This window comes from Halomonas sp. SL18_1, from assembly GCF_055755715.1.
On record NZ_JBVTRK010000001.1, the window covers coordinates 3,463,087 to 3,474,637 of the forward strand.

Annotated in this window: 7 protein-coding genes and 3 pseudogenes; all 10 read right to left on the reverse strand. The window is 64.2% G+C overall.

Annotated features, from left to right (window positions below; all coding sequences use genetic code 11):
- Positions 1-47: 47 nt before the first annotated feature.
- Complete coding sequence (locus tag ACSJDS_RS17660; RefSeq protein ID WP_473034375.1) at positions 48-680, reverse strand: glycosyltransferase family 4 protein; 633 nt, start codon at positions 678-680, stop codon at positions 48-50.
- A gap of 175 nt (positions 681-855) precedes the next feature.
- Positions 856-2,298, reverse strand: coding sequence for a DUF4214 domain-containing protein (locus ACSJDS_RS17665; RefSeq protein ID WP_473034376.1), 1,443 nt, complete (start codon positions 2,296-2,298; stop codon positions 856-858).
- Between the two features lie 34 nt (positions 2,299-2,332).
- Positions 2,333-3,514 (reverse strand): ABC transporter ATP-binding protein, encoded by a 1,182-nt coding sequence (locus ACSJDS_RS17670; protein WP_473034377.1) that lies wholly within the window; start codon positions 3,512-3,514, stop codon positions 2,333-2,335.
- Positions 3,515-3,523: 9 nt separating this feature from the next.
- Positions 3,524-4,342 carry an ABC transporter permease gene (locus ACSJDS_RS17675; RefSeq protein ID WP_473034378.1) on the reverse strand — a complete coding sequence of 273 codons (819 nt, stop codon included), beginning with the start codon at positions 4,340-4,342 and terminating at the stop codon, positions 3,524-3,526.
- 196 nt (positions 4,343-4,538) lie between these two features.
- A pseudogene (locus tag ACSJDS_RS17680) lies at positions 4,539-5,132 on the reverse strand (glycosyltransferase); the annotation flags it as partial.
- On the reverse strand, positions 5,054-7,237 hold the full coding sequence (locus tag ACSJDS_RS17685) for a glycosyltransferase family 4 protein (protein WP_473034379.1): 2,184 nt from the start codon (positions 7,235-7,237) through the stop codon (positions 5,054-5,056). The pseudogene ACSJDS_RS17680 and the gene ACSJDS_RS17685, both read right to left, overlap by 79 nt.
- Before the next feature lie 237 nt (positions 7,238-7,474).
- On the reverse strand, positions 7,475-8,659 hold the full coding sequence (locus ACSJDS_RS17690) for a glycosyltransferase (protein ID WP_473034380.1): 1,185 nt from the start codon (positions 8,657-8,659) through the stop codon (positions 7,475-7,477).
- Entirely contained in the window at positions 8,656-10,104 is a 1,449-nt protein-coding gene (locus tag ACSJDS_RS17695; protein ID WP_473034381.1) for a mannose-1-phosphate guanylyltransferase/mannose-6-phosphate isomerase, read from the reverse strand. Before ACSJDS_RS17695 ends, ACSJDS_RS17690 begins: the two co-directional genes overlap by 4 nt.
- 36 nt (positions 10,105-10,140) lie before the next feature.
- A pseudogene (locus ACSJDS_RS17700) lies at positions 10,141-10,974 on the reverse strand (exopolysaccharide biosynthesis polyprenyl glycosylphosphotransferase); the annotation flags it as partial.
- 92 nt (positions 10,975-11,066) lie between these two features.
- Positions 11,067-11,543, reverse strand: a pseudogene (locus tag ACSJDS_RS17705) (Rossmann-fold NAD(P)-binding domain-containing protein); the annotation flags it as partial.
- Positions 11,544-11,551: the final 8 nt, after the last annotated feature.

An 11,551-nucleotide genomic window follows, 5' to 3' on the forward strand; every position in this document is an offset into this window, starting at 1 on the left:
GCGTCGCTTGCCGGGGCACCTTGAAGCTGACGACGGAAGCGCTGGCGTCAAGCGTCCAGCAGGCGCGTCACCACCCGATGCCAGTCGATGCCATGCGCCGCGTAGGCGCGCCGGCCCTCTTGGCCCATCTCGGCGGTGCGCCGGGGGTGCTGCCAGGCATCGCTCAGCGCCGAGGCCAGGGCCTCTGGGGTGGGTTCGGCCACCCACCCCGTGACCCCCGGTTCGACGAAGGCCAGCGGCCCCCCGCTGTCATGGCAGGTGATCAGAGGCTTGGCGGCGAGCATGGCCTCCAGGGTGACATAGCCATAGTCCTCATCAAAAGGAGGGAAAACCACTGCGCGTGAATGGGCATAGAGCGTGAATTTCTCGGCTTCGCTGATTTGCCCCAGCAGCCTGACACGCTCTCCGAGGCCCAGGGCCTCGATCAAGGCAGCCAGCGCCGCCCGCTGGCTGCCATCGCCGGCCAGCAACAGCCGCACGGGCTGGCGACACTGCGCCACGGCGCGGATCACCAGCGCCTGGCGTTTGAGCGGCTCCAGGCGGCTTGGATAAAACAGGTAGCCCCAGTCATCGCCACAGGTGAAACGCTCGGCGCGATAGGGAGGATGGTAGAGAGGCTCGGCGGTCACCCCATTGTTGGCAGCCAGTCGCTCGGCCACCCTGGGGAGTTGGCGAAACATGCCGTGGCCGCGCTCAAGTGGCGGGTGTCGAATGCCTCAACCTCAGGCTTGAGCGCCTGCAGCTCGGGGCTGGCAACCGCGGGGTCGTAGAGTTCGTAGCACATGCGGTGCTGATGCATCAGCCAGACGACGTGCCGAGGATGTCGCACTCCGTAGCCGGGGAACTGAAGGCTGATCACCCGGTCGACTCGCGCCTCATTCGGCGCCACGACCTCCAGCCCCTCGGCGTAGGCCATCTGCCGGCGGATATGCGCCTCGCCGAAATGAAACGGCAGCCGCAGGCACTCGACCTCGTGCCCATGAGCCCGAAGGGCGGCGACCAGCCCCTCGACATGGTAGTTGGCACCTCCATGGATAAAGGGCGTGTGATTGGCGGTAACCAGAATTCTCGATTCGTCCCCCCGGGAGCAAAACCCACCAGGGCCCGCCGCCGGGCTGCGCCAAGCTCGCCGCCGGACTCTCGCCAGCGCAGCTCGGTGAAACCATGAAACCGCAACAGATGCTCGAGCGTCGCCGGGGTGAGGGGCTGCGGGTCTAGCGGCATGGAACCACCGGGGCCGGCCTCTTCGAGCAGCAACATGCCACCTGGCATCAGGCAGCGCCGCGCCTCACCGACCAGTTCATAGAGCTCATCCAGACGCGTGGCACCCAGCAGCTGAAACGCGCCGAACAGGGCGATGCCGTTATTGAAGGCAGACGGCAGCGCCTCGGCGTGATGCTCCCCATGCTCGAGGCCTTGCCCCTGGGCGGCGTCGCGTTGATCAGGAGCGCTCAAGGGCTCGAAGCCCAGGCGCACGAGGCCATCGAGCCAGTCGGCCGGCACCGCTCCCAGCACTAGCGCCTGTCGGCCGAGAGCGAGGGCGCATTTGAGTTCCTCGCTGAACGGGGCCAGGGCCTGATCGGGAGAGGCGTCACCTGCCTTGCACTCGGCAAGAAACGCCTGGAACCCCTCGGGCGACGCCTCGGCACCCACCTGAGGCGTTCGCCGAGACACACCGGCTGAACCGGGCTGATGCTCTGCGAGGTGCCGCTGGCGGTCGTTAAGCTCCAGCAGGGCGGCTGCCAACACCGGAAGGCCATGATGCAGACGGTGCGCCACGGCCTCTCGGGACCAATGCCGCGCCCGGCACTTGGCAAGCCCGGCCAGCGCTTTTGCCCAAGCCTTGAGCGCTACCCGGCGCAGCACCCCTGAGCGGTCGAGACGCGCTCGCCAGGCCAGAAGCCGGCTTAGGGTCTGCGGCAGAGTCAAGCCTTGGCGGGCCACATGGTGGCGGGCTTCCTCGGCGTGGGCCAGCTCCACCAACACCGTGAGGCGCCCTTGGGCGTGCGCCATCTTGGCGTAGTGCGCCCGCCCTTCCGCATCGGGGGAGCGCCCCAGCAGGTGGCGATAGGCCAGTTCCACAAACGCTTCGGCCGGGTCATCTACCGCCATGAGCTCGGCCAGGCACGGATGCCGTGGGTCACTCAGGTAGGGCCGCTGGCGGGCGTCCGCCATGCGGACGAGCTGTCGATGCCACCCCCCCAGGGGTGGGCCCAGGGGAAGGGAGTCAACATCCAGGTCGGCAGCCGTCTCCCGCAGGCGCCGAATCAGCTGGTCGAGGTCGGGCTGATGGCTCACGAGACGTCCTCGCCGGACTCGGTTGGCGCGTGGCTCATGTCGAAGCGGCACGACAGGCGGCAGACACCCGAGAATTTGCTGTGGCGGTACCCGGCCACCTCGAACTGTTGAACGCTATCGTGCCACCAGTAGCAGTCATCCAAGTGGTGATCGCTGGAGTGCAGGGCGACCGACAGGGTGTATTTCCCGGGGCGATCTCGGCCCCTATCAGCACGCGCACGTCACGCACCTCGCCCTTGGCCATGGCGAACGCGCCCTGGTGCTGGTGGGTGTTCTGGCCAAAGATGTCTTGGCCGAAACGGTCACGGATCAGCACGCCCAGCGCCACGTCATCCAGCGCTTCGCGCGCCTCCAGGCGCAGGTGCACCTCAAGAAGCTCACCGCTACTGATGGTGGCGCTCTGGCTGCTGTGTCCCCGCGCTTCGCAGCGGGTTACTACCACCTTGCCTGAGCCATAGGCACCGGCATGCGCCAGGTGGCGATCCTCGGCCTCCTCGGCCTGGCTGCCCATCAGGCGGTTGTAGAGGTTCACCGCGCTTTCGGGGTCGCCGCTATGCAGCACCCGCCCGCCATCGAGCACGATGGCACGGTCACACAGGACCTTGACGGCATTGAGGTCGTGCGAGACGAATACGATGGCGCCGCCCTCCTCCCTGAACTGGCGAATTCGTTTCATGCATTTTTGCTGAAAGTAGCCATCCCCTACTGATAGCGCCTCATCCACGAGAAAACAAGCCGGCTTAGCATGGATGGCGATGGCGAATCCCAACCGCATGACCATGCCCGATGAGTAAGTGCGCAGCGGCTCGTGGATATAGTCGCCCAGCTCCGAAAACTCGATGATTTCCTGGTATTGCTGGGCCACCTCCTGATGGGTCATGCCCAGCATCAGGGCATTGGTGGTGATGTTCTGGGCGCCGGTCAATTCAGGGTTGAAGCCGGTGCCAAGTTCGAGCAACCCGGTGACGCGCCCGCTGATATCGACATGGCCGACATCGGGCAGCAGCACGCCGGTCATTAGCTTGAGCAGCGTTGACTTGCCCGCCCCGTTGCGCCCCAGCACGCCGAGCACCTCGCCGGGGGCTACATGGAAGCTGACGTTGTCCAGCGCCTGGTGCGTGCTGTGCCGCACCCGTCCGGTCACCGCTTCGATCAAGCGATCGGCGGGCTTGGCAAAGAGCTTGAAGGACTTGCTGAGTCCGGAGACGATTATCATTGCTGGCCCCTAGAGACAGTCTCTCAGATCGCGTTCGGTTCGCTGTAACAGCCACAGCCCCGCCCCGGCAAGCAGCAGGGTCACCAGCAATACCCCCAGCAGCGAGGCAATATCGGGAAGCCGCTGATACATGATCAGATCGCGATAGGCGTCGATGAGATGATACAGAGGATTGAGCTGCAGATAGCGCATCACCCATTCGGGCAGTATCTCGCTCACATAGACGATGGGGGTGGTCCAGAACCATACCGGCAACAGCACTGTCACGCCTTCCTTGATATCCTTGAAGTAGACGGCGAGCACGGCAAGCAGCAGCCCCAGGGCGTAGGTGAAGCTCAGCTGGAGCGCGAACACCACGGGCACCCCCAGCCACCACAGGCTGAAAGGAAAGTCGATTAGCCACAGAAAGATCATGAAAAACATCATGCCGATGGCATAGATGATGGCCTCTGCCACCAGCACCGACAGCGGCAGAATCTTCAGCGACAGCTTGACTTTGGTGATTAGCCCGGCCCTTTCGGTGAAGACTTGGGTAATGGCCGACAGGCTCTTGGCAAACGCCGTCCAGGCCAGAATGCCGGCGATCAGGTAAATACTGTAGGTGTATTGTTCGATCTCGGCGCCGAACCCCTCTAAGCGCGCGCCCATGATTTGCGAGAACACCAGGACGAAAACGAGAATGTTGACCAGTGGCGAGACCAGCGTCCAGGCTCTGCCCATCAGCGAGCCCTTGTGACGGTCTATCAGCTCCTGGCGCACCAAGTGCCAGACCAGTGGCAGCTGGAGATGCCAGCCACGCAAACGCCGCCGGATGGCAGGTGTCATCATGATTTTGCTCCGGGTGAACTGGGGGCAACGGGGGCGGCAGGTCGCTCAGAATCGGCGATAGCCACTGCTGGTAGCTCTGAGCCCAGTCGTTGAAGGGCATGCCGTGGGAGTGTCGCTGCTGCCCCTGACACCAGCGCTCATACCAGGCAACCAGCTCCTCAGCCAGGGCCTCGGCCGTACATCCCTGAAAGTAATCAGCATACTCCCCTGCCACTTCACGAAAAACCGGGATGTCCCGAGCGATGATGGAGATACCGTGGTGTGCCGCTTCGATCAGCGGCAGGCCGAAGCCCTCGCCCAGAGAGGCGGCCACCAGGGCATCGCCTTCCTTGTAGAGCCGATTCAACAGGGCGTCGCTGGCATCGTCGATCCAGAACAGCCGTTTGCCGCGGTTGGGATGCTGCCGAAGCCGCTTTGCCAGCGAGTCTACCTGCCAGCCCTGCTTACCGACGATAATCAGGTTGAGCGGCATCCCCTGCTGCCAGCAGATGTCCAGTGCGTCCACCACCTGCTGGTGGCCCTTGCGCGGCTCGATGGTGCCGACCATCAGCAGGGCCGCCCCATTCTGGCGCCCGAGGGTTGACAGCAAGCGCTGCTCGCTGCTGCTCAATCGCCCCGGCCCATTCCGATTGGCGAAATCGGCACCGAGATGGAAGTGTTCCACCCAGGGAAGGTGCCCGTCAGGCAACGTCAACTGCTGGAGCTGCTGCCTTACGTCTGCCGCCACCGTGGACGACACACAGGTGATACCGTCGGCCAGTTCGGCAATGGCGGCAAACCAGCGCGCCATGGTGTCGGGCACGTCGGAGGGAAAGCGCTCAGGCAAGTGTAACGGCAACAGATCGTGGACAGTGAAGTAACAGCGCACACCATGCGCACGCATCCGCTTGAGCGCCTCTCCCGCCTGCTCCAGTAGCGGCGGCGCCCACTCCACGCTGATATAAACATCACCCGGGCAGGGCTGGTAAGGTCGATCTGGGCCCGGGGGGCCATGCCCAGCTGGCTGCTGGCGAACCCTCTTGCCAGATGAAAATCCTGTCCGCCCCAGCGTATTAGCTCGACGCGCCAACCGGGCGGCGGCGTGCGCAGCAAATGGTCGGCCAGGTGGCGGGTGACCCGCTCGATGCCGGTCTTGAGGTCGTTCCAGGCAATGGTGCTGACATCGAAAAGCAGCCGCGGCGCCCCCCGGGGTGCCAGGGTATCGGTGTCGCTGAGGCTGCGGGTGATGGCGGCCAACTCATCGGCAGGCTTCTCGGCGAGCCCGGGAAGGCCGGCCAGCTCGTCCAGCCAGGCCTCTCGACGCTGACGACGGGCGTGGCGGGCAAAGTGGTCGATCGCATCACGATACGCCTCGGCCACCCCCTTGGGGTCGAGCTGAGCGGCAACCCAGCGACGCGCCCGCTGCCCCAGCTCACGACGCCACGCCGGCGCATCGATCAGCCTTTGCAGACTGTCACTCAGCTGGGCAAGCTCGGCGGTTTCTGGCAGCATGCTCACCGCCTCGGTGGGCAGTTCAGCGCTGCTACCATGGGCATTCACAACAACGGCCAACCCATGGGCCATGGCGTCGAGTATCGCCCCGGAGCTCTCCCCGCGGGAGTGCTGGCGCAGCTGTACGGCTATATCCGCGGCGCCCAGCCAGCGGAGGTATTCGCGGCGGTCAACGTAGCCGGTCACGCGAATGCGGTCGCCTTGGGGATGGTGACGCAGGCGATTCTCCAGGCGCCGGCCGAAACTCCCGGTGTGCTGCGCCCCCACCAGCACCAGGTGCACGGGCGCCTGCTCTGCCCACTGCCCCTCGAGGATGGCATCCACGACGCGATCGGTCAGCTTCTTGGGGTTGATGCCGCCAAAGCTGGCAATCAAACAGGCATCTTCCTCGATGCCAAGCTCCCGGCGACACTGTTCTTTCCATGCCGCCGTTGCCGGCTCGGGCAGCTTGCGAAGATGCGGGATCACCGCTGCGGGTTCCTTCCAGGCCTCGTAGCGCCAGTGGCGGTCAAGCGACTTGGCAAAATGTGAATGGAGAATCAGGCCCGCGCTCTCTTGGGTGACGAAGCCGTTGACCGGATACTCCTCCGGGCCTCTTCCACACTTGTCGCCACTTCCGGAATGGGCATCCAGCGCCAGCACTGCCGGGTAGCCATGGTCCTGGAAAAGCTGGCGACGCAGGCCGTCTGGCCAGAGCCCGCTGTCATCAAGCCACCAGGCCGCATCGAAGAGGTAGATATCGTGCAGGACGACCGTGCCTGGACAGTCCCTCAGCAGCTCGAACTGAAAGACGTGGTAGGGCGAATTGCCAACCTGATAGAGCACGCGATCAAAGGTCGCAAAAGCAGCCCGGAACGCCGATGGCTCAAGAACGGGAAAGCGTTGCGCGAGCGGTGCCTCCACCACCGGCTGGCTGGCTACCAGGGTGATGTCATAGTGCAATGCCAGGTAGGGCAGCAGCTCAGCGCTGTAATCCGCAATGCCAGTGGCTTCCGGAGGAAGCGGAGAGACAAAGGCGAGGCGCGGCCTGGATGGCGATACGGTGCTGCCGTCGGCTGCCAGCAGGCCTTCCACATACGCCTGGCGCGATGGCTGCGCTCCATGCAGCCAATAATGGTGACGGTCGATATCCAAGCCGGCCACTAACCCCCGGATGGCTTCCGCCAGCAGTGCCTGCCCATGGGCAGCCAGCGCCTGTTGCGTATGCTGGCTGATAGCAAGGAGGTCTGTCTCGTCACAGCAGGCTGCCAGCCGCCGGCGAATGGCAATCAGGGCGTCATCGTCGAACCCCATCAGCAGGACCCTATCTCCGACCTCGAGCGCCTCGCCTAGCCGTGACATCCATGGAGGATCAGCCTCGAGCGGCAACCCCGTGGGGTTATCGATGATATACAGGGCTGTCATCTGTGTTGCCCCCATCGCTTGCGCAGGTCGTCCATCAGTCGCTGTTGATAGTCGCTGTGCGGCTCAACGTCATTGACCTTGCCTTGCCGTCCAAAAGAGAGCCACCATGCATCAGTCGCACGACCAGGCTGCGCAGCCTTGGCAGGCGATCCAGGGTTCGTTTGGCGAATGACTTGATGCGTGGCGATTGGGCTAGTCGCTGCAGAAAGCGCGATATCCACCTTCTTAGCGCCCGCTTCATGATACTGGCTCCCTCATTGACTCGATTCGTATTAGCAGCTGGTGCAGGTCACGCCAGAAATTCGGCCGAGCGAAACGCTGGGCTTGCTGCGTCAGCGCGGCAGGGGAAAAGGAGAGCGCTTCGAAGCCCTCGACGGCCGCCAACAGGCTGTCGATGGTCTGTTGCTCGAAGAAGATGCCCGTCGCCTGCTCGCCGGCTTCGACGCCTCGGACGGTTTCCAGCGCGCCCCCATGCCCGTAAGCAATGACCGGGGTTCCATGCGCCTGCGCCTCCACGGGCAAGATGCCGAAATCTTCATCTGCTGCAAACACAAAAGCGCGGGCGCGCGACATGAGGTCACTCAACGACCGGTCAGGCTGATAACCTAGCATCTGGATATTGCTCGCCCCTGCCGCCAGCTGCTCCAGCCGCTTTCGCTCGGGGCCATCGCCAACCACTTTAAGCTGTCGCCGACCATCGCGCCGGAAGGCCTCGATGATCAGGTCGAGTCGTTTGTAGGAGACGAGTCGCGAGGCCGCCAGATAGAAGCCCTCCTTCGGCACCTCTTCCGTTGCCAATGACTTTGACAGGTCTACGGGAGGGTGAATCACCGTGGCCTCGCGGCGATAGAATTTGTTGATGCGGCCTGCCACGTTGTTGGAGTTGGTGATGAAGTGGTCCACCTGGCTGGCGGTAAAGTGGTCCCACTGCCGCAGGCGCTTGAGGGTACGGCGCACGTACCACTCCACGGGAGCGGGGAAGTCGGCATCGCGGAGGTAGGCTTCCTTCATGTCCCAGGCATAGCGCATGGGAGTATGGCAGTAGCAGATGTGGAGCTGTTCGGGGCCGGTGAGTACGCCCTTGGCGACACAGTGGCTGGAGGAGATCACCAGATCGAAACCGCTCAGATCGAACTGCTCGATGGCATAGGGCATCAGCGGCAGGTAGTGGCGGTAGCGGCCACGCGCCATCGGCAGACGCTGAATCAGGCTGGTGTGCACGCGATGCTTGGCAATGCGCCCACGCTGGTCGGCAGGCAGGAAATCCACCAGCGAAAACAGCTCTGCCTGGGGAAAGGCTTCAAGCAGGGCGTCGAGCACTTTTTCGGCGCCCCCCTGAACCACCAGCCAGTCGTGGACGATGGCCACTCGCAGATGGCCATAACCGTCATGTAGCGCCTGGAGCGGAGCGATTTCTCTCATAACGCGCCGCTTGACCGGCCGTAGTCGTCGTTGAAACGCACGATGTCGTCTTCGCCCAGGTAGTTGCCGGTCTGCACTTCGATCAGCTTGAGGGGAATGACGCCGGGATTTTCCAAGCGATGCAGGGTGCCCAGGGGAATGTAGGTGGACTCATCCTCGCTGAGCAGGAAGCTGCTCAGCCGCTCGGCGTCGCCATTTCCCTCGCCCAGCGTTACCCGCGCGGTGCCCTGCACGACAACCCAGTGTTCGGCGCGGTGGTGGTGCATCTGCAGCGACAGTTTGGCGCCGGGTTTGACGACGATCTCCTTCACCTGAAAGCTGTCGGTGAGCACCATGGTGCGGTAGTGGCCCCAGGGCCGGTAGACCTCGGGCAGTGCCCGGTATTCCGGGCGGCGGCTCGCCTTTAGAGCCTCGACGATGCGTTTGGTGTCCTGGGCGTGGTGGCGGTCCGCCACCAGCACGGCATCTTCGGTTTCGACCACCAAGAGGTCCTTCACCCCCACCGTGGCCACCAGCCGTGAGTGGCTTTGGACGAGACTGTCACGGGTGTTATGGAGCAGCACGTCGCCCTGTACGGCGTTGCCCTCGCGCTCAGGGTCGCTTTTCAGCGTGAAGATGGCGTCCCAGGCGCCGATGTCGCTCCAGCCCGGGTCCATGGGCACCACCGCGGCATGACGGGTGTTCTCCATGACCGCATAGTCGATGGACTCGCTGCGACAGGCACCGAAGGCCTGACCGTCGACGCGCAGGAAGTCGAGGTCTTCGCGGCGGCCGGCATAGGCGCCGCGGCAGGCGTCGGCGATATCCGGCGCCTGGGCCTGCAGCTCTTCCAGATAGCGCTCGGCGGAGAACAGGAAGATGCCGCTGTTCCACAGGTAGTCGCCGCTCTCGAGGTAGGCCTGGGCGCGGTCGTGGTCGGGCTTTTCGACGAAGGCCTCGACGCGGTAGCCGGTGCCCAGCATCTCGCCCCGGCGGATGTAGCCGTAACCGGTGTGGGGGCTGGCCGGCTGGATGCCGAAGGTGACCAGTTGCCCCTCTTCGGCCAGCACTTTGCCCTTCTCGATGGCTGCCAGAAAGGCATCGCGATTCTCGATGACGTGGTCGGCGGGCATCACCAGCATCAAGCTGGCGGGCTGGGCATCGCAGGCATGGAGCGCGGCCAGGGCCAGGGCAGGCGCGGTATTGCGCGCACAGGGTTCCAGCACGATATGGGAGGGCGCCGCGTCAATGAGATGCAGCTGCTCGGCCACCAGGAAGCGATGCTCCTCGTTGCAGACCACCAGCGGCGCGGCGGCATCCTCGACCCCCGCCAGGCGCAGGGCAGCCTCTTGCAGCAGGCTGTGTTCCGGCGAGTTGAGCCGCTGAAACTGCTTGGGGTAGTGCTCTCGGGAGGCGGGCCATAGCCGGGAGCCGGAGCCGCCGGACAGGATGACGGGCAGAAGCATGAATGTCTCCTTGAACATGTCGTGGTGGCCAACACCCTATGGCTGCTGATTGATGAAGCCACGGGTAATGGTCATGGCCAGAATCTTCAGGTCCAGTCCCAGCGTCCAGTTATCGATATAGTACAGGTCATACTCGACCCGTTTACGCATCAGTTCGAGATCTTCGGTGATGCCTCGCAGGCCGTTGACCTGGGCCCAGCCGGTCATGCCCGGCTTGACGCGATGACGCTGCATGTAGGCGTCGATGGCGTCCTTGTAGTGATCGTTGTGGTCCATGGCATGCGGCCGCGGCCCCACCAGCGACATTCGCCCCTGCAACACGTTGAACAGCTGCGGCAGCTCATCGAGGCTGGTCCGGCGCAGAAACGCGCCCAGCCGTGACACCCGTGCATCGCCCGGCTGGGCCTGGCGGGTCTCACCGGCCTCGACATGGGGATGCATGGTGCGAAACTTGTAGATGCGAAAGCGCTTGCCATCCAGGCCGTGACGATACTGCTTGAATAGCACCGGCGCCCCCATCCGCCAGCGCACCAGCCCGGCGATCGCCAACATTACCGGTAGAAAGACCACGAACAGCAGCAGTCCCAGCAGGCGGTCTTCCAGTGCCTTGACGGCGCGCATGGGGCCGTTGAGCGGCGAGTAGTTGAGGTCGATGCAGTGCATGTCGGCCACCTGAGCCACCCGGTGGTTGATCAGCCTGATATCCGAGAAATCGGGGAAGTAGCGAATGCCCACCGGTACCGCCAAGAGGGCGTCGGCGAGCCGCTTGACGGTATCGCCATGCGACAGGGGGTAGGTGAGCCAGATTTCGTCAAACTCGCGCTGGAAGATGCTGCGCCGGGCCAGCGATGCCGCCCGCTGCACCATGCTAGCCTCCCCTGGCCGACTTCGACGGCGCTTTCGGCATCGTCGATCAGCGTATCGCTGACCACGTAGCCCAGGGAGGGCTGTGCCTTTAACCGCTTCTGAATATGCGCGATGTTGGCGGGCTGGCCGATCAGCAGTACGCGCTTGATATTGCGGCCCCGCGAGCGGAGCTGGCGCAGCGTAGCGTGGAGGATGGTGCGCAGTGCCAGCCCCATCACCAGAGCGCTTAGGGCGGACAGCGCCATCCAGCTGCGCGAGAAGATCAACGCGCTCTGGGTGAGCACCAGGAACAGGCTGAGCAGCACGATCGCCAGCAGCCAGCCGAGGGCGAAGACACCCAGCATCGAGAAGAGGTTGCGCCCCCGCCAGGGCTGGTAGAGCCCCACCAGCTCGCCGCAGGCCGGCAGCAGCAAGCTGCCGGCCAGGATCAGCAGCGGGTATTCGATGCCATCGGTATGCTCCAGTCCGGGCATCCACCAGAGCATGGCGAAGCCGGAGGCCAGCGCAATGGCGGCATCGAAGGTGCGCATCGCGCGGCGAAGCCAGTCCCTGGCGTTCGGTCCTGTGGCCATGTGGCGTC

Coding starts and splice junctions, on each gene's coding strand:
- ACSJDS_RS17660 (WP_473034375.1), bottom strand. CDS start 680: ATGTTTCGCCAACTCCCCAGGGTGGCCGAGCGACTGGCTGCCAACAAT.
- ACSJDS_RS17670 (WP_473034377.1), bottom strand. CDS start 3,514: ATGATAATCGTCTCCGGACTCAGCAAGTCCTTCAAGCTCTTTGCCAAG.
- ACSJDS_RS17695 (WP_473034381.1), bottom strand. CDS start 10,104: ATGCTTCTGCCCGTCATCCTGTCCGGCGGCTCCGGCTCCCGGCTATGG.
- ACSJDS_RS17685 (WP_473034379.1), bottom strand. CDS start 7,237: ATGACAGCCCTGTATATCATCGATAACCCCACGGGGTTGCCGCTCGAG.
- ACSJDS_RS17690 (WP_473034380.1), bottom strand. CDS start 8,659: ATGAGAGAAATCGCTCCGCTCCAGGCGCTACATGACGGTTATGGCCAT.
- ACSJDS_RS17675 (WP_473034378.1), bottom strand. CDS start 4,342: ATGATGACACCTGCCATCCGGCGGCGTTTGCGTGGCTGGCATCTCCAG.